The organism is Mycolicibacterium chitae, from assembly GCF_900637205.1.
Classification (GTDB): Bacteria; Actinomycetota; Actinomycetes; order Mycobacteriales; family Mycobacteriaceae; genus Mycobacterium; species Mycobacterium chitae.
On the sequence record NZ_LR134355.1, the window covers coordinates 1,518,272 to 1,544,691 of the forward strand.

At 66.2% G+C, this 26,420-nt stretch carries 24 protein-coding genes and 1 pseudogene; 13 read left to right on the forward strand and 12 right to left on the reverse strand.

The window, feature by feature from the left end:
• The first annotated feature begins 214 nt into the window (after window positions 1-214).
• The 6 genes from ehuB to EL338_RS07350 are packed head-to-tail and all read left to right on the forward strand — an operon-like array spanning window position 215 to window position 5,074.
• Window positions 215-1,117 (forward strand): ectoine/hydroxyectoine ABC transporter substrate-binding protein EhuB, encoded by a 903-nt coding sequence (gene ehuB / locus EL338_RS07325; RefSeq protein WP_235666398.1) that lies wholly within the window; start codon window positions 215-217, stop codon window positions 1,115-1,117.
• A gap of 4 nt (window positions 1,118-1,121) precedes the next feature.
• Window positions 1,122-1,814 carry an ectoine/hydroxyectoine ABC transporter permease subunit EhuC gene (gene ehuC / locus EL338_RS07330; RefSeq protein WP_126333125.1) on the forward strand — a complete coding sequence of 231 codons (693 nt, stop codon included), beginning with the start codon at window positions 1,122-1,124 and terminating at the stop codon, window positions 1,812-1,814.
• Window positions 1,814-2,485 carry an ectoine/hydroxyectoine ABC transporter permease subunit EhuD gene (gene ehuD, locus EL338_RS07335; RefSeq protein ID WP_126333126.1) on the forward strand — a complete coding sequence of 224 codons (672 nt, stop codon included), beginning with the start codon at window positions 1,814-1,816 and terminating at the stop codon, window positions 2,483-2,485. The genes ehuC and ehuD overlap by 1 nt, the downstream gene beginning before the upstream one ends.
• A 25-nt stretch (window positions 2,486-2,510) precedes the next feature.
• Complete coding sequence (gene ehuA, locus EL338_RS07340) at window positions 2,511-3,275, forward strand: ectoine/hydroxyectoine ABC transporter ATP-binding protein EhuA (RefSeq protein WP_126336726.1); 765 nt, start codon at window positions 2,511-2,513, stop codon at window positions 3,273-3,275.
• Between the two features lie 54 nt (window positions 3,276-3,329).
• The gene (locus EL338_RS07345) at window positions 3,330-3,812 is read left to right on the forward strand and encodes a MarR family winged helix-turn-helix transcriptional regulator (RefSeq protein WP_126333127.1); all 483 of its coding nucleotides are present in this window, start codon (window positions 3,330-3,332) and stop codon (window positions 3,810-3,812) included.
• A gap of 47 nt (window positions 3,813-3,859) precedes the next feature.
• On the forward strand, window positions 3,860-5,074 hold the full coding sequence (locus EL338_RS07350) for an MFS transporter (RefSeq protein WP_126336727.1): 1,215 nt from the start codon (window positions 3,860-3,862) through the stop codon (window positions 5,072-5,074).
• A 226-nt stretch (window positions 5,075-5,300) separates the two neighbouring features.
• Here EL338_RS07350 and EL338_RS07355 read toward each other — a convergent pair whose 3' ends face one another.
• A complete protein-coding gene (locus EL338_RS07355) occupies window positions 5,301-5,555 on the reverse strand; it encodes a hypothetical protein (RefSeq protein WP_126333128.1) in 255 nt (84 codons plus the stop codon).
• 221 nt (window positions 5,556-5,776) lie between these two features.
• A complete protein-coding gene (locus EL338_RS07360; protein WP_126333129.1) occupies window positions 5,777-6,502 on the reverse strand; it encodes a TetR/AcrR family transcriptional regulator in 726 nt (241 codons plus the stop codon).
• 110 nt (window positions 6,503-6,612) lie between these two features.
• Here EL338_RS07360 and EL338_RS07365 point away from each other — a divergent pair, with 110 nt between their 5' ends.
• The 3 genes from EL338_RS07365 (at window position 6,613) to mhpA (ending at window position 10,439) form a co-directional block, all read left to right on the forward strand.
• The gene (locus EL338_RS07365) at window positions 6,613-7,755 is read left to right on the forward strand and encodes a VOC family protein (protein ID WP_126333130.1); all 1,143 of its coding nucleotides are present in this window, start codon (window positions 6,613-6,615) and stop codon (window positions 7,753-7,755) included.
• A complete protein-coding gene (locus EL338_RS07370) occupies window positions 7,752-8,690 on the forward strand; it encodes a fumarylacetoacetate hydrolase family protein (RefSeq protein WP_126333131.1) in 939 nt (312 codons plus the stop codon). Before EL338_RS07365 ends, EL338_RS07370 begins: the two co-directional genes overlap by 4 nt.
• A 135-nt stretch (window positions 8,691-8,825) precedes the next feature.
• Window positions 8,826-10,439, forward strand: a complete 1,614-nt coding sequence (mhpA, locus tag EL338_RS07375) for a bifunctional 3-(3-hydroxy-phenyl)propionate/3-hydroxycinnamic acid hydroxylase MhpA (RefSeq protein WP_126333132.1) — start codon at window positions 8,826-8,828, stop codon at window positions 10,437-10,439.
• An 82-nt stretch (window positions 10,440-10,521) separates the two neighbouring features.
• Here the strand turns inward: mhpA and EL338_RS07380 are convergent.
• The 5 genes and pseudogenes from EL338_RS07380 to EL338_RS07410 all read right to left on the reverse strand — a co-directional run bounded on the left by EL338_RS07380 (window position 10,522) and on the right by EL338_RS07410 (window position 15,559).
• Window positions 10,522-11,468, reverse strand: a pseudogene (locus tag EL338_RS07380) (DUF5996 family protein).
• A gap of 671 nt (window positions 11,469-12,139) precedes the next feature.
• Window positions 12,140-12,787 (reverse strand): FMN-dependent NADH-azoreductase, encoded by a 648-nt coding sequence (locus EL338_RS07395; RefSeq protein WP_126333133.1) that lies wholly within the window; start codon window positions 12,785-12,787, stop codon window positions 12,140-12,142.
• 29 nt (window positions 12,788-12,816) lie between these two features.
• Window positions 12,817-13,698, reverse strand: a complete 882-nt coding sequence (locus EL338_RS07400; RefSeq protein ID WP_126333134.1) for a dioxygenase family protein — start codon at window positions 13,696-13,698, stop codon at window positions 12,817-12,819.
• A 367-nt stretch (window positions 13,699-14,065) separates the two neighbouring features.
• The gene (locus EL338_RS07405; protein ID WP_126333135.1) at window positions 14,066-14,890 is read right to left on the reverse strand and encodes a helix-turn-helix domain-containing protein; all 825 of its coding nucleotides are present in this window, start codon (window positions 14,888-14,890) and stop codon (window positions 14,066-14,068) included.
• A 96-nt stretch (window positions 14,891-14,986) separates the two neighbouring features.
• Entirely contained in the window at window positions 14,987-15,559 is a 573-nt protein-coding gene (locus EL338_RS07410) for a TetR/AcrR family transcriptional regulator (RefSeq protein WP_126333136.1), read from the reverse strand.
• 147 nt (window positions 15,560-15,706) lie between these two features.
• Between EL338_RS07410 and EL338_RS07415 the strand changes: the two genes are divergently transcribed.
• Both EL338_RS07415 and EL338_RS07420 read left to right on the forward strand, forming a co-directional pair.
• A complete protein-coding gene (locus EL338_RS07415; RefSeq protein WP_308213146.1) occupies window positions 15,707-16,462 on the forward strand; it encodes an SDR family NAD(P)-dependent oxidoreductase in 756 nt (251 codons plus the stop codon).
• Between the two features lie 80 nt (window positions 16,463-16,542).
• Window positions 16,543-16,791 carry a hypothetical protein gene (locus tag EL338_RS07420; RefSeq protein ID WP_126333137.1) on the forward strand — a complete coding sequence of 83 codons (249 nt, stop codon included), beginning with the start codon at window positions 16,543-16,545 and terminating at the stop codon, window positions 16,789-16,791.
• Between the two features lie 61 nt (window positions 16,792-16,852).
• Here the strand turns inward: EL338_RS07420 and EL338_RS07425 are convergent, their stop codons facing one another.
• The 4 genes from EL338_RS07425 to EL338_RS07440 all read right to left on the reverse strand — a co-directional run bounded on the left by EL338_RS07425 (window position 16,853) and on the right by EL338_RS07440 (window position 22,859).
• Window positions 16,853-18,838 (reverse strand): thiamine pyrophosphate-dependent enzyme, encoded by a 1,986-nt coding sequence (locus EL338_RS07425; RefSeq protein WP_126333138.1) that lies wholly within the window; start codon window positions 18,836-18,838, stop codon window positions 16,853-16,855.
• Window positions 18,835-20,463, reverse strand: coding sequence for a glutamate synthase-related protein (locus EL338_RS07430; RefSeq protein ID WP_126333139.1), 1,629 nt, complete (start codon window positions 20,461-20,463; stop codon window positions 18,835-18,837). The genes EL338_RS07425 and EL338_RS07430 overlap by 4 nt, the downstream gene beginning before the upstream one ends.
• A 127-nt stretch (window positions 20,464-20,590) precedes the next feature.
• Window positions 20,591-22,150, reverse strand: coding sequence for an alpha/beta hydrolase (locus EL338_RS07435; RefSeq protein ID WP_126333140.1), 1,560 nt, complete (start codon window positions 22,148-22,150; stop codon window positions 20,591-20,593).
• A gap of 49 nt (window positions 22,151-22,199) precedes the next feature.
• The gene (locus EL338_RS07440; protein WP_126333141.1) at window positions 22,200-22,859 is read right to left on the reverse strand and encodes a sigma-70 family RNA polymerase sigma factor; all 660 of its coding nucleotides are present in this window, start codon (window positions 22,857-22,859) and stop codon (window positions 22,200-22,202) included.
• A 409-nt stretch (window positions 22,860-23,268) separates the two neighbouring features.
• Here EL338_RS07440 and EL338_RS07445 point away from each other — a divergent pair, with 409 nt between their 5' ends.
• Together EL338_RS07445 and EL338_RS07450 are read left to right on the forward strand one after the other, a co-directional pair.
• Window positions 23,269-24,249 (forward strand): extracellular catalytic domain type 1 short-chain-length polyhydroxyalkanoate depolymerase, encoded by a 981-nt coding sequence (locus EL338_RS07445; RefSeq protein ID WP_235666481.1) that lies wholly within the window; start codon window positions 23,269-23,271, stop codon window positions 24,247-24,249.
• Window positions 24,250-24,274: 25 nt separating this feature from the next.
• Window positions 24,275-25,231 (forward strand): GlxA family transcriptional regulator, encoded by a 957-nt coding sequence (locus EL338_RS07450; protein WP_126333143.1) that lies wholly within the window; start codon window positions 24,275-24,277, stop codon window positions 25,229-25,231.
• 35 nt (window positions 25,232-25,266) lie between these two features.
• On the opposite strand, the gene EL338_RS07455 is transcribed toward EL338_RS07450, so the two are convergent.
• Window positions 25,267-26,352, reverse strand: a complete 1,086-nt coding sequence (locus tag EL338_RS07455; RefSeq protein ID WP_235666399.1) for a zinc-dependent alcohol dehydrogenase family protein — start codon at window positions 26,350-26,352, stop codon at window positions 25,267-25,269.
• Between the last annotated feature and the right edge of the window lie 68 nt (window positions 26,353-26,420).

The window sequence follows — 26,420 nt, forward strand, 5'->3', positions numbered from 1 at the left end:
CCCGTTCAGCAATATTCGCATGCTGAGTAACGGGCCGACCTGGCCCGCCCGGCACCTCCGGAACGCAACGCTGGCGGGTGTTGCTGCGCGAGGTGCGCGCCGAGCCGGCCGCCACGCCGAACCCGGCAATTGGCGCCCCGAGGCCCCATCAAGTCCGATAACGTCGGGACAGCTACCAACGAAATGTGCTCGAGCTCAGGCAACGAGAGGCAACGTGAAGTCGCAACGTGCGCGCAGTGGTCGCGCGAGGTTCCGGTCGGTATTGGCCGGGGCGGCAACAATCGCTCTGGCGGTCGGTGGGTGCACCTTCACCGAGCCGGGTACCGGGAAATCCCTGGGCGGTACGAACACCCTCGAACGGGTCAAGGAAGACCGCAGCATCAACGTCGGCTTCGCCAACGAGCGCCCCTACGCCTACCGTGACCGCGGCGATCTGGTGGGGCAGTCCCCGGCCGTGCAGGGTTACATCTTCGACCAGATCGGCGGAATTTCGCTCAATCCCACGATGTTCGAGTTCGGCTCGCTGATCCAGGCCCTCAACTCCGAACGGGTCGACGTGGTGACGGCCGGGATGTTCATCACCCCGGATCGGTGCAAGCAGGCCGCGTTCAGCAACCCGGTCTACGTCGCGACGACGTCGTTGCTGGTCCCGGCAGGTAATCCCAAGGGGCTGACCGACTATCAGTCGGTGATCGACGCCGGTGCCCGGCTGGCGGTGATGAACGGCGCGGCCGAGGTCGGGCAGGCAACCGGGTCCGGGGTGCCGGACGGGCAGCTGCAACTCGTCGCCGATCAGCAGGCCGGCCTGGACGCGGTCAAGTCGGGCCGCGCGGACGCCTTTGCGCTGACCAGTATTTCGCTGCGCGCGCTGGCCGGCGGCGACAGCAGCCTGCAGGTCGGCGAGGCCTTCGTTCCCGTCATCGACGGCAAGGAACAGGTCAACGCCGGGGCTGCGGTGTTCCGCCAGCGTGACGTCGCGCTGCGCGAGGCGTTCAATGCCCAACTGGCCGAACTGATCAGGAGTGACAAGTGGCTCGAACTCGTGGAACCGTACGGGTTCACCGAGGCCGAACGTCCGGACCCGGAACTGACCGCCGAACAGCTCTGCCAAGGCTGATGTCATGACCGAACAGTTCGTCGAGACCGCGCCGTTCTTCCTCACCGGCATCGGCGTGACATTGCTCTACACGGTGCTGGGCGCCCTTGCGGCGCTGGTGCTCTCGTTCGTCTTCGGGTTGATGTCGCTGTCCCGATTGGTCGCCGTGCGGGGCTTCGCCCGCGTGGTCGTCGAGTTCTTCCGCGGTACCTCGCTGGTGATCCAGTTGCTGTGGATCTTCTTCGTGCTCCCGCAGCTGGGCATCCGCTTCGAACCGATTGCCGCGGCCACCATCGCGTTCGGGCTCAACTTCGGGGCTTACGGCGCCGAGATCGTCCGCGGCGCGGTGATGGCCGTGCCCAAGGCGCAGTGGGAGGCCACGGTGGCGCTCGGGCTCGGCCGGGTCCGTCGGATGCGCCGCGTCATCCTGCCGCAGGCGCTGCCGGAGATGATCCCGCCGTTCGGGAACCTGTGGATCCAGATCCTGAAGAGCTCGTCGCTGCTGTACCTGATCGGCATCACCGAACTGACCTATGAGGTGAAGCAACTGCAGTTCGACATCGGCAGTCTGGCCGCGTTCAGCATCGCGCTGGTGGTCTACTTCCTGATCGCCCAGTTGTTGGTCCTGGTCATCCGGTGGTTCGAGAAGCGCGCGTCGGCCCGGGTGGGCCGCGGTGCGAGACAGGTCGTCATCGAGCAACCGCAGGCGGTGGCGTGATGAACGGCACCGAACGGCGGTTGTGGAACTGGGACTACACCTGGGAGGTCCTGCCCGAGCTGGTCAAGGCGTTCCTGAAGTTGACGCTGGGCATCACCGCGGCGGCCGCGGTGGTCGCGATCGTGCTGGGCCTGCTCTTCGCGCTCGGCCGCCGCGCCGACGCGTCGTGGATCTCCTGGCCCACCTACTGGGTGGTGGAATTCATCCGCAGCACCCCGATCCCCATCCAGCTGTTCTTCGTCTACTTCGGGCTGCCCGTGGTCGGCGTCCAACTCAGCGCGCTGGTCACCGGGATCGCCGTGCTCGGGGTGCATTACGCCGCCTACATGTCGGAGGTCTACCGCGCCGGCATCGACGCGATCCCGAAGGGGCAGTGGGAGGCGTGCACGGCGCTGTCGCTGTCGCCGCGGCGGACCTGGATCGGCGTCATCCTGCCCCAGGTGGTCCGGCGGATCCTGCCGTCGACCGGCAATCAGATCATCGCGCTGTTCAAGGAGACCCCGTTCCTCATCGTCATCGGGGTCGCGGAGATGGTCACGGTGGCCAACCAGTTCGGTGGCCAGAACTACCGCTACATCGAGCCGATCACCGTCGCCGGCCTGATCTTCCTGTTGGCCAGCTACCCGACGTCGGTCCTCATGAGAAGACTGGAGACTCGCCTTGCCCGCTGAAGAATCCGCCGCCACCGGCGAACCGATGATCCGTTTCGAGGACGTGGTCAAGCGGTTCGGTCCCAAGACCGTGCTGGACGGGATGAACTTCTCGATCGCCCCCGGCGAACGCGTGACGCTGATCGGCCCGTCCGGATCCGGCAAGACCACGATCCTGCGGCTGCTGATGACCCTCGAGCGGGTCAGCGGCGGCGTCATCTGGGTCGACGGCGAGCCGCTGACCCATGAGCGCAAAGGGAGCAAGCTCGAACCCGCCTCGGAGAAGTACCTGCGCAAGGCCCGGCAGCGGATCGGGATGGTCTTCCAGCAGTTCAACCTGTTCCCGAACATGACGGTCATCGAAAACGTCATGGAGGCACCGGTTTCCGTGCTGGGCCTGAGCAAGGACGACGCGCGCGCCCGCGGCACCGAACTGCTCGACAAGGTCGGCATGGTCGATTTCGTCGACGCGCACCCGACCCGGCTGTCCGGCGGTCAGCAGCAGCGCGTCGCGATCGCCCGCGCGCTGGCGATGGAACCCGACATCCTGCTGCTCGACGAGGTGACCTCCGCCCTGGATCCCGAACTCGTCGTCGACGTGCTGGGGGTGTTGCGCGAGATCGCCGAGACCACCGACATCACCATGCTGATCGTGACGCACGAGATGCACTTCGCCCGCGACGTCTCGCATCGGGTGATGATGTTCGACCAGGGCGTGATCATCGAGGACGGCCCGCCGTCGAAGATCTTCAACGATCCGGACAACGAGCGCACCCGCACGTTCCTCAAGGCGGTCCTCGAGGAGCGCTGAGCGCCCTGACCCCGCTGTGACGGTGGTCAAAACGGCTTGGGCCCAGAAACATATATGTGCTATGCATATTTGGTGTCGCCGTCCCGCTATGACCATCTCGACGAGCTGCTGACGCGGATCTTCACCGCCCGCCAGCGCCCCGAATGGCGCCGTCGGGTGCTCGACAGCACCGATTCGGTGCGGGCGCTCTCGACCCTGCGGGTGCTGCGGGCCGTGGAACGACGGGCGCTGAGCGGCCGCGCCGCTTCGATCAGCGACGTGGCCGAGGACCTGGCCATCGAGCACTCCACCGCCAGTCGCACGGTGTCGACGGTGGTGGCCGCCGGGCTGCTGACCAAGTCACCGGCGGCCGACGATCAGCGCCGCTCCCTGCTGGTACTCACCGACGTCGGGCGCAAGACGCTGGCGCAGGTGACCGCGCGACGCCGCGACATGGTCACCGCCGTGGTGGCCGATTGGCCCGACGAGCAAGTGGACACCCTGGTGACACTGCTCGACCGACTCGCCGACGATTTCGAACGAGGTGCTGACGCTTGACCACCCACATCGCTGCTCCGGCACGGCCCCGCGGGGCGCTCGGTCTGATGTTCGACCGGGTGTTCGGGGCGTTGTTCTGGGGCAAGATCCTCTCCGTCGTCGGGGTGTGGACGCACGGCATCGTCGCCGCCATCGTGATGTACGAGGCGACCGGTTCGGCGTTGATGGTCGGAATGGTCGGCGTGGTGCAGTTCGCCCCGCAGCTGATCTTGAGCCCGATCACTGGTAAGTGGGCCGACCTGGGCAACCCGGCCCGGCAGATCCTGCTGGGCCGGATCTTCTGTGTGGCCGGCTCGGCCTCCATCGCGATCTGGTTCGCCCTCACCCCGGAACTGGCGGGCAGTCGCGCCGCGCTGCCGATCCTGCTCGGAACCCTGCTCGTGGGGCTCGGCTTCGTCATCGGCGGCCCGGCAATGCAATCCATCGTGCCCAGCCTGATCCGGCCCGGCGAGCTGTCCACCGCGATGGCGCTCAACAGCATCCCCATGACCATCGGCCGGGTGGCCGGCCCGGCCGTCGGGGCCTACCTCGCGGCGCACCTGGGCACCTCCGCGGCGTTCACCTTCAGCGCCGCGTTGCATCTGATCTTCGCGATCTTCCTGATCCTCGTGCACTTCCCGGCCCCGCCCGAGCGCAAGGCCGACGCCGACTACCGCGTGCGGGCCGCGCTGCGCTACGTCTGGCGCGACCGCCCGCTGCTGCTGGGGCTGTTGGCCGTGGCCACGGTGGGATTCGCCGCGGACCCGTCGATCACGCTCACCCCTGTCATGGCCGACGAGTTGGGCGGCGGAGCGCAGCTGGTCGGCACGTTGTCGGCGGCGTTCGGTATCGGCGCCGCGGTCAGCATGGTGGCGCTGGCCTTCATGCGCGGCCGGGTGCAGTCGGCGTGGGTGTCCTGGATCGGGTTGGCGCTGTTGGGCGCCGGCTGCGGGTTGCTGGCCGTGAGTAATGTCACCGCGGCGGCGCTGATCGGCTTCGCGGTGGCGGGCCTGGGCTTCGGGTGGGCGATGACGGGTTTGAGTACCGTCGTGCAGGAACGCGCCCCCGACTACCTGCGCGGCCGGATCATGGCGCTGTGGCTGGTGGGCTTCCTGGGATCGCGGCCGTTCGCCGCGGCCATCCTCGGCGGGGCGGCGGACGCGGTGAGCGTGCAGGCGGCCTTCGTCATCGCCGCCGCGTCGGTGCTGCTGATCGCCGTGCTGGCCAGGCCCAGCACGCTGGCCGGTCCGATGCCCTGCAGCGATGCGGGCGGCCTGCGATGAGTCGTGGATTGTGCGTGGTGATCAACTCGTTTCACCGGGGAGGGGGAGCTTCAATAGTCCGCGCCACGGCTCCAACAGCACTTCGCGCGGCCAACTCGGACGCTCAGCGGTAAGCATGCCGTAGACACCGATGACTTTCACTACAGTCTGCTCGTCCTCGAACACCAGCAGGTTGATCTCTGGGTCGTAGCGTTCGTATCTGATGACCTCCGCTACGACTATCTCCTCAACCTTCTGCTTGGTCAGACCTCGGAGCAGGTGAACCTCGTCCCAAGTGAAGTCCGTCAGGTCGTGCCGCCGCCGATTGTCCGCTTGCCGTGAGTTCTGTCAGCCGTTCTTCGAGGGGGTTGTCATAGTCGATCGGCACCCGGACCGCATTGATCCGCACCCCGCCAGCAATCACACGATGAAAACTGCGCACAGCGCTGACCACAACGCCGTCGGCCGCGCCCGGGAACTCCTCGTGACTGAACAAACCCATTCCGCCCACGGTAGACCTCGCAGAACGCCCAGGCCGCCTATGGGCGACGCCGGTCGCGAGCAGACAGGTAGCGGTTGGGGGTCAGCCCGGCTGGAATGGGCTGTTGAGCCGGCCAGCGACGACGTGGGGCGGCGACCCCGGCAGAATCGCCGGGGCGCGCGCTACCGCCGACGAATCGACCGTAGAGCCGGTGAAGGTAAGGCGATGTCGCTAGCGGGTCATCAGTCGGATTGCTGATGGGGTTTCTCGGCTGTCATGAGCGTGGGCCACTCGGCAGGCGACTCACGTAGCGGCGAGATGTCGGGAAGTGGCTTCTGGCATAAGGTTCTGGCCTGTTTGGCCGTCAGGCCGAGCGTTCTCAGCAGTCGCTCGGTCACCGCGTCCACGGTGGCTTCGGTATCACGCTCGGGCCGTTCCCGGAGCAGGGTGGCCAGGCCGACGAACATGCCTCCGGCGATGGCGAGGCCCAATTCGGGATCGGCGATCGTGAACCGCCCGTGGTCGATGGCGGCGGTGATGTCACGTAGCGCGCGCGGCGACAAGCCGCGATGGGACATGATCAAGGAATCGCCGTGCGCGAGCAGCAACGCGGCCTCGCGCGGGCGATAGCGGAACAACCGTCCACTCAAACGGTAGTTGACGGCGAAGGCCTCGGCTGGGTCCGAGATGGAGTCGGTGAAGCCGTCCAGCAGGGCACCGAGATCGTCGAGGGCATCGGCCAGGGCCGCCTCGAACAACTCTTCCTTGGTGGCGAAGTGGTTGTAGAAGGAACCCATGCCCACATCGGCTGCCTGGGTGATCTCCAGGATCGGCACGCTCGTTCTTCCTTGAGCAATGAAGCCTTGCGCCGCGCGTATCAGGGCGCGCCGGGTACGCAGCTTCCGCCGTTCCAACCGGCTGACCGGCGGACTCGGCGATGCGGCGACGCTGAGCTCCGGCAGATCCATGGCGCGATGATAGCAGCCACCATCAATCCTGAGGATATCGTCAGAACTTTGACTGAGCATACGATCGTATGTGACGATTTCCTCAGAATCCGCAATGGAGGAGGTGCAACGTGGCACAGGCGATCGAACCGAGTCGAGACGGCCACAAGGACCTACACAGCGACCAAGGCGCGGTGCGTGGCGAGCATGCCGGCCGCGCGCGGGATCCGATCATTCGGGTCGCGGACATCGCATGGTTGGAGTTCGACAAGCCCGATCTGGTGCGCGCGGAGGCATTTGCGCGGTCGTTCGGGTTCGGTATCGCTTTGCGTGATCCGCAGGAACTGCATCTTCGCGGCACCAAGGCCGGATCGCCGTGTGTGATCATGCGCCGCGGTCAGCGCGCTCGCTTTGCGGGGCTGGCGTTGCGGGCTGCCGACGAAGTGGATGTGCTGCGGCTCGCCGATAAGACGGGCGCCACCGTGCATCGGCTGCCGGAGGCGATCGGCGGGATGGCGGTGCAACTGAGTGATCCGAGTGGGATGGCGGTCAAGATCGTTGCGGGAATGCACGATCTGCCCGACCAGCCTGCTCAGGGGCCGCAGATTCTGAACACCGGTCCCGATACCGCGCGGGTCAACGCCACGGTCCGTCCGCCGCGGGTGCCGGCACGGGTGCAACGGCTGGGCCATGTGGTGTTGCAGTCCACCACCTATATGAAGACCCTGAACTGGTATCTGGATACGTTCGGGATGATCGTCAGCGACTTCCTGTTCTTCCCCGGGCAGCGAGCGCGGGGTCCGGCGATGAGTTTCATCCGGTGTGATCGCGGCGCCACGCCAGCCGATCACCACACGCTGGCCTTGGCGTTAGGGCCGGCCAACCGCTATGTGCACTCGGCATATGAGGTCAGCGATCTGGACGCGCTGGCCGCCGGCGGCGAATATCTGCGCGAGCGTGGCTATTACCGCTCCTGGGGGATCGGTCGTCACATCCAGGGCAGCCAGCTGTTCGACTACTGGCGCGACCCCGACGGGTTGCTGGTCGAGCACTTCGCCGACGGCGACATGTTCGACAACACCCTCGAACCCGGCTGGGCGCCGTTCACCGCGTCGGGACTGGCGCAGTGGGGCCCGCCGGCCACCAAGGACTTCCTCGACGCAGATCCGCGTGCCGCCCGCCATCAGCTGACGTCCATGGTCTCGGCCCTGCGCGGTGACAACGAATTCGACCTCAACCGTCTTGTCGGCCTAGTGAAAGTAGCGATCTCATGACCACTTCCGTCCTGCGTACATCCGATGGCTGGTGGGTTCACACGCCGACAGGCGCCGTCCAGATCGCCACGGCTGCGACCACCACCGCGGAGCTGCTGACCGACAGGGCCGCGATCGACGCCGCCGCGGTGGGCGGGGACGCGGTACCCGTCGAGGAACTGCAACTGCTGTCACCGGTGACCGCACCGTGCCGAGTCATTGCCCAGATGACGAACTTCGAATCCCACGCCGTCGATTCCGGAATGGACCCGAAGACGCTGCCACTGACCTTCTTTCGCAAGTCGTCGGCCTCGATCACCGGTCCGTTCGGGGAGATCGTCCGGCCCGCGCACGTCACACTGCTGGACTACGAGGTCGAGATCGGTCTGGTCATCGGGCGCGACGTTCCGGCTGGTTCGACGGTGGCCGAGAACGACCTGGCCGACATCATCGCCGGGTTGACTATCACCAACGATGTGTCCGCCCGCGACATCCAGCTCCCGAAGACCCAGTTCTACGAGGGCAAGTCGTACCCGACGTTCACACCCGTCGGCCCGGCGCTGGTGCTTCTCGATGGCGCCGAGCTGTCACGGTTCGGTGACCTGCGACTGCGACTCAGCGTCAGCGGCGAAGAACGCCAGAACTCGCTGGTCGAAGGTGACATGCTGTACCGCCCGTTACAGGCACTGCAGTCGCTCACCCGCTTCCAGGACCTGGCTGCCGGTGACTTGGTGCTGACCGGGACCCCGGCGGGCACCGCGCTGACCGCCCCGCCGAAGCCGATCGAGATGATCGGCAACCTGCTACCGCCGGCGGTCAAGTGGAAGGCATTCTTCTCCCGCCAGGCCAAAAACCGGAAGTATCTGCAGCACGGCGATGTCGTCGAAGCGTCGGTCGCCACCGACGACGGTGTGATCGATCTGGGCACACAACGGCTGTCGGTGCGCCATGCATGAGGGGGAAATCACGTTGTCTCGCAGCGTAATCACGGGACTTCCTGCCGCCGCGATCACACTCGGAGGGTCGGCTGACCGCACCGCACTGCAACGCCTGGTGAAGTCGTTCTCGGTGAACTACGAGACCGATGGGCAATGACGGGCACGGCGGACAGCGCGACCACCGAGCACGTCCCGGTGGTGGTGGTCGGCGGTGGTCCCACCGGGGTCACCGCAGCCACTTTGCTCGCCGAGTACGGCGTCGACACCTTGGTGTTGGACCGGTGGCCGCAGGTGTATCCGCAACCGCGTGCGGTCCACCTCGATGACGAGGTCTACCGCATCCTGGCCCGGCTGGGGATAGCCGAGGAGTTCGCCGGCATCTCGCGTGCGGCTCAGGGTTTGCGGCTGGTCGACCGCAACCTGTCGGTGCTCGCTGAGTTCCGTCGCGATACCACGCTGACGCGCAACGGTTTTCCGGCGGCCAGCATGTTCGACCAACCTCAGCTCGAAGAACTGTTGCGCACCAACCTGCACCGGCACCCGCGCGCACGGTTTCGCGGCGACACCGAGGTTTTCGAGCTCGCCGCCGGTGACCGCCCAATACGTCTGCGGATGCGCGACCGGACGACCGGCGATGAGTCGGTGATCACCGCCGATTTCGTGCTCGGTTGCGACGGTGCCAACAGCATGGTGCGCACGACGATCGGCGCGCAGATGCGCAACCTGAAGTTCGATCAACGCTGGCTGGTCGTCGACATCGCCACCGACGCCGATCTGCACCAGTGGGAGGGAGTGCACCAGCTCTGCGATGACCACCGCGCAGGCACCTATATGCGGATCGGTCCCACCCGTTACCGTTGGGAATTCCGCCTCCTCGACCACGAGTCGGTCGACGATTACGCCACCGTGGCCGCGCTTCATCCGCTGATCGCCCCGTGGACACGGGACGTCGATGACGCGGATCTCCAGTTGATTCGTGTCGCGGAGTACACCTTCCGTGCACAACTCGCCGACTGCTGGCGGCGTGGCAACGTCTTTCTTCTCGGTGATGCTGCGCACCTGACCCCACCGTTCATCGGCCAGGGTATGGGCTCCGGGTTGCGTGACGCGATGAACCTGTCGTGGAAGATCGCCGGTGTGTGGCGCGGCGATCTGTCTCGCAGTGCGCTCGACAGTTATGAGACTGAGCGACGTCCGCATGCTCGGCACATGATCTGGCTGGCGCTCAACGTCGGACGGGCGATGACCTGCGGTGGTCGGCTCGGGACGGCCGCCCGCTCGTTGATCCTGCCGTGGCTACACCTGGTGCCGGGGCTGCGGACGAAGGTGACCGATTCCCAGACGCCGCCGTTGCGGTCATCGACCCTGGTGCGGCGCACGGTGCGTACCGGCCGCGTCGGGGGACACCTATGCCGGAATGTGCTGCTGGACAACGGCTCTTTCCTCGATGATGAGCTGGGCTTGGGATTCGCGGTGATCACCACCGTGGCGCTGAGCCCGTCGCAGCGCGAGATCGTCGAGACCCGCGGCGCGAGCACTGTGCACGCCGCGGCCGGGTCCGAGCTGGCCCGGTGGCTCAAGCGCCATCAGGTCACCGCGGTGGTGGTGCGACCCGACCGCGCCATCATGTTCGCCAGCCGCGACCTGGACACGGTGTGCCGCGCCGTTCCCCGGTTCCTGGTCGACCACCAATGCGCCACCCCGGACGCACACATCCGGCCGGACACCTCGCCGACTGCGCCGCGTGCCGACATCATCGACGAATAGAGATCGTCAGCGTGATCGAGGTCGGTGACGATCTCGACGACTGCCGGCCCGCGGTAGCCGCGTGCACGGTCCCCGCACTCCCTCATGCACGCGATTGCCGGACTTTCCAGCGATCGGGGTCGTCCTCCAGCGCGGCACGGTCCCAGTTGCCGAGGACTGCCGCCGCTTCGTAAGTGTCCTGGAGGAATTCGGTCAGAGCCTGATCAGGGTCCGCGGCTTGCCGCACCGCCTCGTATGGCAGCAGGAACGGGCGGTAGTCCTGACTGTAGAACGCCTCTTCTGGGCCGACCTGGTAGTCGGCGAAACCATCGGGTGCCGGGTAGGCGTAGGCATAGAACGCCCCCTCGTCGCCGCCGCCGGGCCAAAACCCGCAGCTGCTCAGTTCGCGGGAATACCCCTCTTCCATCACCCAGTCACCGACATTGGGTGAACCACCGGGGTGGATCGGCGCGGTACCGCCGGAGAATCTGGTACAGGCCAAATCCATTGCTCCCCAGAAGAAGTGAACAGGACTGACCTTGACGACGAACCGCGATCGGAATTGGCCGATGACGCGGTTGGCCTGCAGCAGTTGCCGCCAGAACAGGTTCGCGGCAGCGGGATCGTACGATGCCCGTTCGACGTCTTCGGCGAACGGCACGGCCGGCTCGACCTCGTTGGGGCGCGACTGGATCCGCGTGTCGAGTCCCAGCTCGTGTAGCGCCGCCATGACCTTGAAGTAGAAGTCCGCGACGGATTGCGCCTTGAGCTGGATGGATCGGCTCGCGCCGCTGCTACTTCGGATTCGCAGCTGGTGGTCGATGAAGTCGAACTCGATGTCGAAGGTGTCACCGCCGTGCGGGATCGCCGATGTGGTGAGTCCACGCGGCGTCACGTACAACGTGACTTGCCACCAGTGGCGACCAGCGGGGCGTGGGCGAGCCGAATCTTGCCGATGATCTGCGTCCACATGTGGAGCGTGTCGCGCGTCGGTGTCCAGTCGTCGACACGCAGACGGGGCCAGTTGTCGAGGCGCGAGTGCTCTGCCATCCCCCGACCCTACTGAGATGCGCATCACATGCAAACCCTGCTTCGCGGTGTCCCCGACATATCGGGTTTCGGGTTCTCCCACCGGCTCCAAAGTGTCTTCTCCCGAGACGGGATCCTCATCAACGTGTCGATCTACTGGTTGACGTCGACGATCGGCTCATCGATGCGGATGTATCGGGCGAACGCAACGGATCGGCCCTGCGCAGCGTGCCGGCGCGTCGAAGTGCCTTCGGGCTACTCGTTGTTCGCCGGCCACATCGTGCGGCCGCCGCACGACTGGCTGCATCGGACCCTCCGGAATCGCCAGTCGCGTGCGACACTGCAAACCGCGGCCACGGTCGGAACGGGAATGCACAGACACCGCCGCCACGTTGGACACTGCATGGTATCGAACACTTTGACCAGACGGTTCTCGACAGTAGTAGGTGGTGCCGCCGTCATCGCAATGATCGGCATCACCGCGGCATGCAGTACCGACAGCGAAACACCCGAGCAGTCACCAACGACCACCACGGAGTCCTCGCTGACACCGACCGAGAAGTCGATCAAGCCCGCCCCAGGGCCTTTCACTCCGCCGGTGACAGCGCCCCAGCAGACGGTCCGGGCTCCGAACGAGCCCATCGACCGCGGATGAGTACCCGCACTCGTTGACAAACGGGGGGAGCGGATCCTCAGGCGACGCTCTCGCCGGCGGTATCCCACAGGGCATCGATCTGCGCGTGTGCGCGTTCCAGGCTCTCCTGGGCCAAGGGTCGAAGGTGCGCCATACGGGCGTCGTCGGCGGCCATGGTCAGCTCGGCCACAATGATCTGCGGCTCCAAACCGGTAAGCGAAACCGCGTGTGCGATCCAGGATTCCGCGTGATCCCAGCCATGCTTGGGAGTGCCTCCCCGGTAGCCCCCGCCGCGGCTCTCGATCACGATGAACTCCGTCCCGGAGAGTAGGCCGGTGCCGTCCGAGGCGAAAGACAGTCCGCCGGCGACGATATGGTCGACCCACGTCTTCACCAGGCTGGGCGCGGCGTAGTTGTACAACGCCATGCCCAACACCACGGCGTCGGCGGCCTTGATCTCGTCGATCAGCTTCCTACTCAACGCGTAGGTCCGAGCTTCGGCGGGGTTGTGGTGCTCTGGCGGAGTCATCAACGCCAGACCGTTCGAACCATCCAGATGCGGTATGGGGTCGGCCGCCAGGTCGCGGTATGTCACCGTCCCAGCGGGATTGGCCACGAGCCACCGGGCAGCCGCTCGAGCCGTCAGCGCGCGGCTGACCGATCCCTCCACGCGGACCGAGGAGTCGATGTGCAGGAGTGTGCGCATGATCTGTCCTTCTGTATTTCGGGTGCCGGTCATCGAGGACTCGGGGCGGGATCAGCTGCGTGCAGAACGAAGTCGTAGCGGGCCACCAGGAAGGGTTCGTCCACCTGCCGACCGTCGGGGCCCGGGCCGGCAGGGTGCTCGGTGAAGCTGACGACGAGTTCGTCCTTGACGCCGAAGACGACGTCGGTGTCGAGATAGTCGGTGCCGTAGCGGAAAAGATGCGTGATCAGCGTGCGGTAACCGGGCGCCTCGAACAGACAGTGGACATGGGCGGGCCGGTATTCACTGATGTCCGTGGCACTGATCAGCCTTCCGACCGGCCCGTCCATGGGGATCGTGTATCCGATCGGGGTGATCGTGCGCACGCAGTACGTGCCGTCGGAGCGGGTGCAGTACTTGGCGCGGAGGCGTGCCTCGTCGAGCCCGGTGTACTGCGCTTCGTAGGTCCCGGTGGCGTCGGCCTGCCACACGTCGAGGATCGCGCCGGCGATCGGGGTGCCTGCGGTGTCGGTGACGGTGCCGGTGATGAACAGCGGTGTCCCTTCGACGCCGTCGGACATGTCGAATCCGAACGGGGCGGGCGGTGAGCCATCGATGTAGAACGGGCCGAGCACGGTCGCCGGGGTCGCCGGCGCCGGGAACCGGTTGTTCATCTGAACCACCAGCATGCTCAAGCCGAACACGTCGGAGGCCAGGATGAACTCCTGGCGCTTGTCGGTGCTGATCTCGCCGACCTCGGTGAGCCAGTCGATGGCGGCCATCCACTCCTCGGAGGTCAGCGCGACCTCGCGGGCATAGTCGTGGATGTGGCGGACAAGGACGCTCATGAGTTCGGCCGTACGCGGCGAGTACGCGGTGGACCAACGCTTGACGGCCAGATCGGTGATGTTGTCCTCGGTGACGAAAGTCATTGTGATTCCTCAATGTGCTCGTGATCGACCGTCGTCAGGATGACGTGGTGATGGGAATGCGGTGTCTCAGCGACTTCACCGATCATCCTGGCGCGGTCGCGCACCAGGGCCCAGGCAGCAGTTTTCCTAGCACCGCGAGGGCCACGCGGCGGAACTGCGTTACTTACAGAACATTTGGGTGCTAAAGGTGGTGCTGACACTGCCTGGATCCCCGTGCCCCGCACCCCCACGATCGTTGTGTGCCCGCTGAACCGGATCGCTACCGAGACTTCTTCAAGCAGACCGTGCTTTCCATCGCGCGGACAGTGCTTTTCGCCGCCGTGCTGCTCGTCGTGGTGGTGTATGTGATGTGACGCCGACCGCCATGTCAGACCACGTCGGGCACTTGGCACCCGCTCAACTCGTGCAACGCAGCTTCCGACGGCGAGCCAGGGTCGGCCCAGTAGACCACCATGATGTACTCGCTGCCGCGCAGGGCCAGCTGTTGGAAGTGCAGATCGAGCGGCCCGACCAGGGGGTGGTTGATCAACAGCAGGCCGCGGCCGTGACGCCCGACGTCATAGGTGGCCCATAGCGCGCGGAAGTCCGCGCTGTGACTGCACAACTCCTCGATCAACGCGTCCATCCCGGGATCGGGGTGGTGGCTTGCGAAGTCACGGAGCCAGCGCACCGCCCACGCGGTCAGGCCCTCCCAGTCCCGGCAGAACTCGCGCATGTCCTCGTCGAGGAACAGGCTGCGCACCGGGTTTCCCCCGACCGCGAAGCTCGCCGACAGCGCGGCGGCACACGCGTTGGCCATCACCACGGTTGCGGAACCGTCATGAATACACGCCGGAGACACCTGCCAGCTGTCGATCAGGGCCTGCAGGGCGGGATTCACCGGCCGTCGCGGCCTGACGACCGGGCGTCGGGATGTGGAGTGCGCCACCAGATGTCGCAGATATGCGGTCGCGTCGGGTGTGAGCCGTAAGGTGCCGGCGATGGCATCGAGGACCTGATCGGATGGTCGCTCGCGTCCTTGTTCGATGCGGTGGTAGTAGTCGACGCTGATACCGGCCAGGCTTGCCACTTCTTCCCGGCGCAGTCCGGTCACGCGGCGCCGGCTTCCCGTCGGTAGCCCTACATCGCGTGGTTGGACCTTGGCGCGATGCTGTCGGAGAAATTCCGCGAGAGCGGTGTTCCTGCTGGGCACTTCCTCAGGGTAGGTGGAGGATCATGCGGTCAGCAGCAGCAGAATTCACAGAACTTGATGTGCAAAACGCACTGTGGTCGGCCGTCGCAGGTGCGTTCAGCGCACCCCGTCGAAGGTGAGCGTCAGCAGTGCGTCGATGTGTTGCGGCTCGAGCGGCATGTCGTGGAACAGCCGATATTCGATGACGCCGTAGAGCACATCGCGCAGCGTGGCCACGTCGGCGTCGGGACGTATCTCGCCGCGCTGTTTCGCCAGGGCCGCCCGCGCGGTGAACCCTTTGATATTGGGTTCGATGACCTGCTCGAAGACCGCCTGCAACAGGTCGGGGTCGGACTGACCGGCGGCGATGACACCCCGGTACGCCGCTCCGAAACTGGTGGTTGCGATCAGGTCCACGATTCCGACCAGCTGCTCCCGCAGGTCGGTGACCATATCGCCGGTGTCAGGAAACACGACGACCGGATTGAGACTCTGGATCGCCGCTTCGAGCACCACCGCGCCCTTGGACGGCCACCAGCGGTAGATGGTCTGCTTACCGCAACCCGCCCGCTTGGCGATCGCCTCGACCGAGACGTTGTCGTAGCCGAGTTCGCCGACCAGGGCCAGCGCCGCCTCAAGAATCGCCCGCCGCGAGTGCTCGTTGCGTCGGCTGGGATCGGGTGGCGGCATGGCAGAACATTAACGCCCCACCGGCCCCAGAGACAACACGAGACGTACCGTCTTGACCCGAGACGAGACGTGTCGTAACGTTATGCGGTCGGCCGCGGTACCGGGCTAGGCATGGTTTCCATCAGTAGGACGCCGACGGTACACAAAATGGGAGATCCGATGTCAGTACTCACAGGCAAGGCGGCCCTCGTCACCGGGGCCACTTCGGGCATCGGCCGTGCCGGGGCACGGGCACTCGCCCGCGACGGCGCGCACGTGTTTCTCGTCGGGCGCCGCCAAGACGCACTCGATGACACCGTCACCGAAATTGGTTACCAAAAGGCCAGTGCCATTCGCGCCGACGTGACCCACCCGGCAGACCTCGCCCGCATCACGGCCGCCGTCGAGACCCGGGGAGGCGGGCTCGACATTGTCTTCGCCAATGCGGGTGTTGCCGAGGTCGCGCCGTTGGGAAACATCACCTGGGACCACTACGCGCGCACGTTCAACACCAACGTCGGCGGAATCATCCTCACCGTCCAGGCCGTCCTTCCCCTGCTCAACGAGGGCGCGTCGGTGATCCTGTGTGGTTCCGCCGGTGACGTGAAGGCCTCGCCGGGCACCAGCGTCTACGCCGCGTCCAAGACCGCCATCCGCTCGTTGGCCCGAAGCTGGGCCGCCGAACTCGTCGACCGCAGGATCCGCGTCAACGTCGTCGCCCCGGGACTCACCGAGACACCCGGGTTGGCCGGCCTCTTCGTGGGCGCCGATGATGCGCTGGAGGACCTCACCGCCACCGTGCCGATGAAGCGGCGCGCGCGCCCGGAGGAAATCGGCAGCGTGATCTCCTTCCTGGCCTCCCCGGGCAGCTCCTATATCACCGGTTCAGAGATCTACGCCGACGGCGGAGCCAGCCAATTCTGATGCCAGGGCGCAATCTTCGAGATTTGAACCAGGACCGCCGCAACATGATTCATCGCAGGCAGAGAACGTAAGGGAATGAAATGGCACCGAATACCCTGACTCGTCGGCTCTCGGCAGCGCTAGGCGGTGCCGCCATCCTCGCGATGATCGGTTTCGCCGCCGCGTGCAGCACCGACAGCGATACGCCCGAGCAGGCGCCCACCACCACGGAACCCACGTTGACCCCGACCGAGAAGTCGATCAACTCCGGGGAAGAGGACTTCACTCCGCCGGTGAAGGCGCCGCAGCAGACGGTCCGGGCACCCAACGCGCCGGTCTTCCGCGACTGAGCGCATCAAGGCCAAAAGGTCTCGTACCACAGGGATACGGCCGGACCGGCGTGGCAGTCCCTTACCGGGACTGGGGGTCGGTGACGATCTCGACGAGCGCCGGTCCAGGGTAGGCAAGAGCCTCGGCGACCGCCGCGGAGAGGTCGGCCGGGTCCTCCACCCGAACACCGTGAGCGCCGCAGTTGCGGGCGAAGGCCGCGAAATCCGGGTTGTGCAGCGAAGTCTGCCATACCGCGTACTCGGCGGCCCGTTGTTCGTCGCTGATCTTCGCGAGTTCGCCGTTGTTGAGCAGGATGTGGGTGATGCTCATCCCGTACTTGACCGCCGTGGTGATCTCGGCCAGATACTGACCGAATCCTCCGTCGCCGGTGACCGTCACGATGGGCCGATCCGGGGCGGCGGCCCAGGCGCCCATGGCGGCGGGGAAGCCGAAGCCGATAGACCCGAGATAGCCCGACATCAGAACCGACTGCTGCTTCGTCTCGAAGTACCGCCCGAACGAGTAGGCGTGATCGCCGACGTCGACGGCGACAACCGCGTCCGCGGGCACCACGTCGTTGAGGGCCTCGATGACCGCCGCCGCGGGTACGCCGCGGTCGGTGCGCGCCGCCGCCCGCCGCGCCTTCTCGCCCCGCCACACGGTCCACCGCTCCGCCACCTCGGTACGCTGGTCGATCAGTTCCGGATGCACGCGCAATTCAGCACACAGAGCAGCGCAGGACATTCCGACGTCACCGAGCAGCGGCACGGTCACCGGCTTGAACCGGCCGAGCGCCAGGGGGTCGGTGTCGACCTGGATGGTCGGCTTGTACGGCGAGATGCCGGTGTGGTCGGAGAACGACGCACCGAACACGAGCAGCAGGTCGGCCTTGTTCATCATCCACGAGGCCACCGGCGTGCCCGAGCGGCCCAGGACACCGCAGGCCAGGGGATGGGCATCGGAGATCTGGCCCTTGGCCTTGAAGGTGGTCAGCACCGGGGCATGCAGCGCCTCGGCCAGGGCGACCGCGGCTTCCATGTCGTGTCTGGCGCCGGCGCCGACGATCACCACGGGACGTTTCGCTGCCGCGATCTGCTGCAGGGCCTGCTGTAGCGGTGCGGTCGGAGGCCCGGTCCGTAGATCCGGCATCCGGCCTTGCGGGCCGGACGCCGGCTGATCGGGCGCCTCCAGCACCTGAACGTCGTCCGGTATGACCAAGTGGCCCACACCCCGTTGGATGATCGCGTGCTTGAGTGCCAGCGTCATGAGTTCGCCGTGTTCTGAACCGGCCCGCACCATTTGGGAGTAGACAGCCACATCGGCGAAGGCAGCGAGCAGGTCGATGTCCTGAAATGCGCCCTTGCCCGCCACTGACGAGTTGACGTTTCCCGATAGTGCCAGCACCGGCACGCGATCAGACTTGGCGTCGTAGAGCCCGGTCAGCAGGTTCGTCGAGCCCGGCCCGGCAATCCCGAAGCACGCCGCGGGTCGCCCGGTGAGCTTTCCGTAGGCAGCGGCGGCGAAGGCCGCGGCTCCTTCGTGCCGGACCCCGAAATACTTCAGTTCCCCGGCCGTTTCCGCGCGGTGCAGCGCCTCGGCGACACCCAGATTGGAGTGGCCGACCATGCCGAACACGGTGTCCACCCCCCACTCGGTCATCGTCTCGACCAAGACGTCACTGATAGTGCGGGTGTGGGGGAGTGGCGGCAGTGCGGCAACGTAGATGCCGTCGTCACGGGCCTCTACGGGATAGGTGGGGACGTCGAAACCCGGTCCGCCCGCGGCGTGGCCGGTGAACGGGTCGAAGTCGAACCCATGCCAGGGGCAGCGGATCTTGTCGTTTTCCACGGTCCCCTGCCCGAGGGGCCCGCCCTGGTGCGGACACCGGTTGTCGATGGCACCGTAGCGGCCGTGCAGTTTGGTCACCGCGACGGTCTTGAGCCCGACCGGGCAGACCCGAACCTCACTGTCGGCAAAGTCGTCCGGCTCGGCGACCTTGTACCAGTAAAGGTTTCGCTTGACGTCGAGACCGTCGAGTTCGTCGGGAGTGTGGTCTGTACTGGTCACAATGGCACCGCCCCTGCATAGGGGACTCCGGACAGATACGCGAAGTCCCGGTCGAATGTTGTGAGATCGTCGACGTCGAAGTCGGCCAGGCGGCGGTGTCCACACGCCCGGGCCAGCACCACCATCAACTCCACGGCGGAGCGCAGGTAGCGATTCAGCCGTTGGGCGGCCGCCGGGACCGGGAGCCGTGCGCGCAGTCGCGGGTCTTGGGTGGCGATGCCCGCAGGGCACGTATTGGTATGGCAGGCGCGCATTCCCACGCACCCGATTGCCTGCAGGGCCGCGTTGGACAAGGCGATGGCGTCGGCACCCAGTGCCAGCGCCTTGACCATGTCGGCCGGGGTGCGGATGCCACCGGTGATCACCAACGTGACGTGACCGGCGTCGGAGGAGTCCAGGTGCCGCCGTGCCCGCGCCAGCGCGGGGATGGTGGGTACGGAGATGTGGTCGCGGAAGATGGTCGGTGCGGCCCCGGTTCCGCCGCCACGGCCGTCGAGGATGAGGTAGTCCACGCCGATCTCCAGCGCGGCGTCGATGTCCTGCTCGATGTGCTGTGCGCTCATCTTGTATCCGACCGGAATTCCGCCGGACTCGTCACGCACCCGCGCGGCGAAGTCCTTGAACTGTGCCAGTGCGTCCCACTCCGGGAACCGCGCCGGCGAGATGGCCGGTGTCCCCGGGGCCAGTCCCCGAACCGCGGCGATGCGGTCGACAACCTTGTTGCCGGGCAGGTGTCCACCGGTGCCGGTCTTGGCGCCCTGGCCGCCTTTGAAGTGAAAGGCCTGCACCTTGGGCAGATGCTCGAAGCTCCAACCGAACCGGCCGGAGGCCAGTTCGTAGAAGTATCTGGAATTCGCCTCTTGCTCTTCGGGAAGCATGCCGCCTTCACCCGAGCAGATTCCGGTGCCGGCGAGTTCCGCTCCGGTGGCGAGGGCGACTTTGGCTTCTTGGGACAGCGCACCGAAGCTCATATCGCTGACGAACAACGGGATGTCGAGGATCAGTGGCCGTGCGGCGCTGGGGCCGATCACCGTTTCGGTGCTGACCGGTTCGTCCTCCAACAGCGGTAGCCGATGCAGCTGGGCGGGCAACAGTTGGATCGAATCCCAGGAGGGGAGCCGATCGCGCGGGACCCCCATCGCGTCCACCGGGCCGTCGGGACCCACCCGGCTGAGGCCATGCGCGGCGAACTCATGAATCTGCGTGACGAACGGTTCTTCGGACGTATCGGTGGGCTTGATCCATGCGCCTTGGTAGCCATCGTCGCTGTACGGTTGCGGGTTCGCGTCGGCGAAAGCGGAGACCGCGGATTCGTCGACGTAGACTTCGCCGCCGGTCACCCAGGCGGGAAACTTCGTCAACGCCACCGACGGGTTGACCGGTGCGATACCGGTGTTGGTGTCGTACCGCCATCCGTGCAGACCGCATACCAAAGTCCCACCCTCGATGTGGCCGTCTGCCATCCGGGCACCGCGATGCGCGCAGCGGCCGTGCAACGCCGAGATGTCATCGCCGACGCGGATCAGGACCACGTCCACGCCCGCGATCCGCACACCGTAGGGTGCCCCCTCGGGGATGTCCGCCAGTCCACCCACGTGGACAACTTTTCCCGCTATTGCGCTCATCGCCCCACCCTTCCGTTGCGTCCGATGCTGTCACGCCCGTGCGGGTGCAACGGCGGTTTGCTGAAATGCTCTGATCCGCTTGATGACTCGGCGGCACAGCACGGGTCGAGACTGAAGAGGGGGCGCGTCACAACTGGCACGAGGAACCCGCCGGCGGAAGTTCGAGGTGGATCAGGTAGTCGGCGGCGATTGCGTTGACACACGAATTGGTACCCGCTGTCACAATCGTGTGCCCTTCCCCCTCGACCGTCAGCAACGCACTGCCCAGCGTCTTCGCCAGGTTGATGCCACCGGCATGGGGCGTGGTGGGATCTCCGGTGATGGACACGACCAATGTCGCTGGGAGGTCGGCGATATCGGTGGCGTAGGGGTAGCCGAGGGTGGGTTCGGCCGGCCAGTGCTCACATCCGTCGCGCGCACCGGTCAGGGTGACGCCGGGATCCATGAACGGTGCCGCCGCAAAGATGGCGGCCCGCAGTTCGTCGCCCTCAGTCTCGCTGAGCCGCTCCTCGTCCATGCAGTTGATCGCGTAGAGCGCCTCGGTGAAATTGGTCCAGCGGCCCTCGGCGTCCCGGAGCGCGAAGTCGTAGTTCAGTTGTAGCAGCTCGTCGCCGCGTCCCTGCGGTAGCTGGGCTATCCCGGCAATGACGCGCGGCCAGGCCGCCTCGGTGTACAGCCCCGAGATCACGCCACCGATCGCTTCGTCGTAGCTCAGCTCGGAGTTCAATGCGGGAACGGGGGTCTCGTAGAGTGGGCGCACGATTTGATGAAATGTCTCGGTGGCGTGGTCCGGGTCGTGGCCCAGCGGACAGACGGCCTGCGTGACGCAGAACGCAGCCATCTCCTCGAAGGACCGCTGAAAACCGGCGAATGCACCGATGCGGCGCTCCGAGGTGCCCTGGTGCGGGTCGATCGCCCCGTCGAGCAACATGGCGCGTACGTTCTGCGGGAACTGCTCGGCGTACACGGCGCCCAGTCGGGTTCCGTAGCTCTGGCCCAGGAAGGTCAACTTCTCGTCGCCGAGGACGGCCCGCAACACATCGACATCCCGAGCCGCATCACGGGTGCCGACACCGGCCAGTACGTCGGCGCCGCCCGAACGCTCGGCGCAACGGTCGACGATTGCTCGGGTATCCGCTTCCGTCCATTGGACAGTCGTGCCCTGGGTACTCAGCAGGACATTGCCCTCGTCGGCTTCAGCGTCGGAGAAGCAATCGATGGCCGGCTCCGACTTGCCTACACCGCGGGGATCCAGCCCGACCAGATCGAAGCTCTCGGTAAGGGGGGTCTTGGCATGTCCCAGCGATGTTGCCGCAGCGGCGAACAGGCCCGGACCACCGGGCCCGCCGGGGTTGATGACCAGCGAGCCGATCGCTTCGCCGCGGGCAGGTACCCGCATGACGGCGAGTCGTGCCGTCTTGCCCGCGGGTTCGCGGTAGTTCAGCGGCACCATCAGACGCCCGCACTCGGCCGCGGGCGCGGCGGCGAATACTGCGGTCTCGATGGATGTCGTGGCGTAGTCCTCGCATGGCTCCCAGGCGATCCGCTGCTCGTAGAACCGGTCCAGCCCACCGGGCGGGGTACTTGCCGGCGCCGACGTACACGCGGTGAGCAACACCGCCGAGCCCAGGGTGAGAGCTCCGGCCGCCTTCTTCACCAGGCGTCGGTTTCGTGCGTGCGGTTCCACTGTGGTCCTTAAGGGAATTGAGCATCGGATATCGGCTGAGGGTGGGTGCTCAACGCGCAGCCGGTGCTGGAATGTCGTGCTGTCTGTGACCGCGAGGAGTGCTCCGGACGCGGGTTGTGATTGGCGGCGGGAGGTAGCCGCGTTCAGCGGCGAGGTCGGCTAGCAGAACCCGCAGCCGCGATCTGCCGCGATGAACTCGCGACATGACGGTGCCCAGCGGCGTGCCCGTGATCGTGCAGATCTCTTTGTGGGGTAGGCCCTCGACATCGGCGTAGTACACCGCCATCCGAAACACCTCAGGCAATTCGTCCAAGGCGGCTCTGATGTCGTTGTCGGGTAGGGATTCCAAGACGACCAATTCCGCCGAGCGGAGCGCTCTCGGCGACCGTCCGGCGTAGGCGGGCAGTTGCCACTCCTCGATGGTGCTCATGACGGTCTCCGTGGGGCGACGCATCCGCTTGCGATGGCCGCTGATGTGCGCGTTCGCCTGGATGCGGAGCAGCCATCCCACGAGATTCGTTCCGGGCTGGTAGCTCCGGAACCCCGCGTATGCGCGGATCATCGTCTCTTGGACCAGATCTTCAGCGTCGGCGCGTTGTTGGGTCATCCGCATCGCCGCGGCGAAGAGTCTGTCCACCAGGGGGATCACCTCGCGTTCGAAACGGGCGGTCAGTTCGTCGTCGTCGTCACGTCGATCAGGCACGCTCATGGGAGTGATTCCTAGGTGTCGTCGGGCAGCGTCAACTCCGGGTGAAGCATGAGAGCCTTTGTTAACCACGGGAGTACGACCGTCGCGGTCGTAGTCTGCGGGGCGAAAGCACTGCACCGAGACCGGTCGTGGGCACGCGGATTCTTTTTCTGTCGGGTGCTTCCTTGCATCTGACAGACAAATTCGTGGGGAAGTTCATGTCGTCGAGCCGGTACCGGATACGATACGGAACGGGTCGTCTCGCGTCAAGACGGGTCGTCCCGTCTTGCGGGGGCGCTGATGCCGGCGGGTCGGTGAATGAAATCGAAGAGCGGCGGCGTTGACCCTCTCGATGCGAACTACCAACACCTGCGCAGCAGCTCGTCGGACGGCTCCGGCGAAGCGGAGGCGCGGGCGCGCCGTCTTGGCCGTGATACTGGCGCTGACCATGACGGCGACCGGTGCGACCGCCGCCTTCCAGTTCGGTGCGCCGTGGGCGATGGGGACAGGCGACCGTAACCACGTGTTCGTGGGCGAGGACGGGTACCAGCGTTACCAGGTGCACGTTCCGCCACGCCACGACCGGGCTTCCGGGCTGCCGGTGGTGATGGCGATACACGGGTGCGGAATGACCGGATTCGGGTGGAACTCGATGAAAGCGAGTACCCGGTTCAACCACCTGGCCGACCGCGAAGGGTTCCTCGTGGTGTATCCGACACAGCGACTGTTCCGCGGGGCAGGCAACTGTTGGGAATCGGCCGACCCGCGCGAACAGCACCGCGGCAGTGGCGAACCCGCACTTCTGGCCGGCGTCGCACGCCAGGTCGTCGAGGACTACCGGGCCGATCCGCATCGCGTCCATGTGGTGGGCGCCTCGTCCGGAGCCGGTACCGCGGTCATCCTCGCGGCCACCTATCCCGATCAATTCGCGACGGTCACATCCGTCGCCGGCGGTGAATACGGGCTGAATCAGGTGCACCCCGACGACCCGGACGCCACGCCGCCGGAGTACACCGCACGTCAGGCGTGGGCCCAGATGGGAGAGCGGGCCAGGCATGTGCCGATGCTCGTCATCCAGGGCGCACGGGATGAGGTGGTGCCGCCGCTGGTCGCGAATCGCCTTGTCTCGCACTGGACCGCGGTGAACGATCTGGTCGACGATGGCCTGCTCAACGACAGCCTGGACCTGGTGGACAAAGTCCACAACGTGCCGTCCGCTCCCGGCAGCCATGCCTACACCCGAACCACCCGGACGGCGGCGGGAGGTGTCGTGATCGTCGACTCCTATCTCGTCGAGGACATGGGGCATGCCTGGCCGGGACCGTCCGGCACCGGCCTGTTCGTCGACCACGCGGGTCCCGACGCAAGCGCTCTCACTTGGGATTTCGCGAGTCAATATGCACTCTCCTAGTTATCGAGAAATGAACGGATCTGCCATGAGAACCTCGCAGGGACCGCATCAGGTGGTGGTCCTCGTACTCGACGGGGCGCTGCCGATGGACGTCGGGATCCCGGCGGAGGTGTTCCATCCGGAGTCGGGGTTCGGATACGAGGTGTCGGCTTGCGGCGTGACCGCCGGTACGGTGCCGTCCCACGGAGGTTTCGGTTTCGCCGTCGCGCGGGGACTGGACGCCCTGTCCGACGCGGACACGATCGTGGTCCCCGGATACGCACCGGCGGGTCGGCAGATACCGGCGCAGGCGGTCGAGGCGTTACGGAGCGCTGCGTCCCGCGGGGCCCGTATCGCGTCGATCTGTTACGGCGCTTTCGCTCTCGCGGAGGCGGGTCTGCTCGATGGTCTTCGGGCGACGACGCACTGGGACGCAGCCGAAAAGCTCGCGGAGAGTTATCCGCAGATCACGGTCGAGCCGAATGTGCTCTTCGTCGACGAGGGGTCCGTTCTCACCTCGGCGGGAGCCGCCGCGGGTCTGGACCTGTGCCTGCACATGGTTCGGCGTGACCGCGGCGTGAGTGCGGCGCACGAGATCGCACGGGGACTCGTCACCGCTCCCTACCGCGCCGGGGGCCAGGCCCAGTACCTGCCCAAGACCAGCTCGATCGGTCACGGCGAAACCCTTGCCGCGACCCGCGAATGGGCCATGACGCGGCTCGATCAGTCACTCACGGTCGCCGGGCTCGCCGCGCACGCGCGGATGTCACCCCGCACGTTCCTACGCCGTTTCACCGACGAGACCGGTAGCACCCCGCTGCAGTGGATTCTCCGGGCGCGGGTGGACACCGCCCGCGAACTCCTGGAGAGCACCCGGCTGCCGGTCGACCGGATCGCCGAAGAGGCCGGACTGGGGACCGGATCGAACCTCCGGTTGCATTTCCGCCGGCTGCTGGATGTGTCCCCCACCGAGTACCGCGCCACCTTCGCCGGGCGGATCTGAGACCACAACGGTCGCCTGGGAGTCTGGGTGTTGTGCTACGCGGCGCGCGGCGGGGGAAGCGCGACGGTGTCACCGGCAACGTCGATCGCGACCTTGCCGCGCAGGGCATAGCGCTGCCTGTTCTCCAGGAGGTCGTGAGCCTCGCCCATGCGAGCGAGCGGAAGCGTTGCGCCGATGACGGGTTTGACGAGACCGCGCTCGACCAGGGTGGTGAGTGCGTCCAGCTTTCCCTGGTTCTGTCGGGTGAAGACGAAGTGATAGGCCGCGTTGCGGCCCCAGGCCTCGATGAGGTTCTGTGGCTGCGCGATGTCGACGATGCTGACGACGCGTCCGCCGTCGGTGAGCGTCAACGGACTCTTGGTGAGCGTGTCACCTCCGATCGTGTCGAAGACGACGTCGACGCCCTTGCCGCGGGTCATATCGGCCACGGCTTCGACGTAGTCCGTCGACGTGAAGTCGATGGCCGCATCCGCGCCGAGTGCGTGCACGAACTCATGGTCGGCGGCCTTTGCCGTGGTGATCACCTGTGCACCAATCGCTTTCGCGATCTGGATGGCGATCGTCCCGACGCCGCCGGCGCCACCGTGGATGAGGATGGTCTCGCCGACGGTGAGCTGGGCGCGGGTGACCAGGGACTCCCAGACGGTACCGCCGACAAGCGTCAGGCTCGCCGCCTCCAGATGACTGAGATTCTCCGGCTTGCGGCCGACGAGGTCGACGTCGGCGACGTGTTGCTCGGCGTAGGAACCGGGCCCTCCGAAGATTCGGGGCGTGTAGTACACCGCGTCGCCCGGGCGGAACTCGGTCACGTGGGAGCCGACTTCTTCGATGACCCCGGAGATGTCGTGCCCGATGATCGCCGGCAGTGGCACGTAATCCGCGTAGTCTCCGCGCCGGATCTGATAGTCGAGCGGGTTGACCGCGGTTGCGTGCACGTTGACCCGTATCTGGCGGGGTCCTACCTGCGGTACGGAGACGTCGCGAAGCTCGAAAGCATCTGGCCCTCCGAACCGGGCGAGTACTACGGCCTTCATCGGATCAGCCATATCGGTGTTCCTCACCGTTGTTCTGAGTGTGATGCGCCCGACGGGCGGTGATCCCAGTGTCGCGCGAACGACCACCACTATCCAGTGGCGGTTTCGCCAATATTCGCGAGGAAAGTGACATCCCGTCTCACCAGGTACTGACT

Bases quoted from the DNA above. Each gene is read 5' to 3' on its own strand.
- ehuC (WP_126333125.1), top strand. From the start codon at position 1,122: ATGACCGAACAGTTCGTCGAGACCGCGCCGTTCTTCCTCACCGGCATC.
- ehuD (WP_126333126.1), top strand. From the start codon at position 1,814: ATGAACGGCACCGAACGGCGGTTGTGGAACTGGGACTACACCTGGGAG.
- ehuA (WP_126336726.1), top strand. From the start codon at position 2,511: ATGATCCGTTTCGAGGACGTGGTCAAGCGGTTCGGTCCCAAGACCGTG.
- EL338_RS07345 (WP_126333127.1), top strand. From the start codon at position 3,330: ATGTGCTATGCATATTTGGTGTCGCCGTCCCGCTATGACCATCTCGAC.
- EL338_RS07350 (WP_126336727.1), top strand. From the start codon at position 3,860: ATGTTCGACCGGGTGTTCGGGGCGTTGTTCTGGGGCAAGATCCTCTCC.
- EL338_RS07355 (WP_126333128.1), bottom strand. From the start codon at position 5,555: ATGGGTTTGTTCAGTCACGAGGAGTTCCCGGGCGCGGCCGACGGCGTT.
- EL338_RS07360 (WP_126333129.1), bottom strand. From the start codon at position 6,502: ATGGATCTGCCGGAGCTCAGCGTCGCCGCATCGCCGAGTCCGCCGGTC.
- EL338_RS07370 (WP_126333131.1), top strand. From the start codon at position 7,752: ATGACCACTTCCGTCCTGCGTACATCCGATGGCTGGTGGGTTCACACG.
- mhpA (WP_126333132.1), top strand. From the start codon at position 8,826: ATGACGGGCACGGCGGACAGCGCGACCACCGAGCACGTCCCGGTGGTG.
- EL338_RS07395 (WP_126333133.1), bottom strand. From the start codon at position 12,787: ATGCGCACACTCCTGCACATCGACTCCTCGGTCCGCGTGGAGGGATCG.
- EL338_RS07400 (WP_126333134.1), bottom strand. From the start codon at position 13,698: ATGACTTTCGTCACCGAGGACAACATCACCGATCTGGCCGTCAAGCGT.
- EL338_RS07410 (WP_126333136.1), bottom strand. From the start codon at position 15,559: ATGCCGCCACCCGATCCCAGCCGACGCAACGAGCACTCGCGGCGGGCG.
- EL338_RS07415 (WP_308213146.1), top strand. From the start codon at position 15,707: ATGGGAGATCCGATGTCAGTACTCACAGGCAAGGCGGCCCTCGTCACC.
- EL338_RS07420 (WP_126333137.1), top strand. From the start codon at position 16,543: ATGGCACCGAATACCCTGACTCGTCGGCTCTCGGCAGCGCTAGGCGGT.
- EL338_RS07430 (WP_126333139.1), bottom strand. From the start codon at position 20,463: ATGAGCGCAATAGCGGGAAAAGTTGTCCACGTGGGTGGACTGGCGGAC.
- EL338_RS07440 (WP_126333141.1), bottom strand. From the start codon at position 22,859: ATGAGCGTGCCTGATCGACGTGACGACGACGACGAACTGACCGCCCGT.
- EL338_RS07450 (WP_126333143.1), top strand. From the start codon at position 24,275: ATGAGAACCTCGCAGGGACCGCATCAGGTGGTGGTCCTCGTACTCGAC.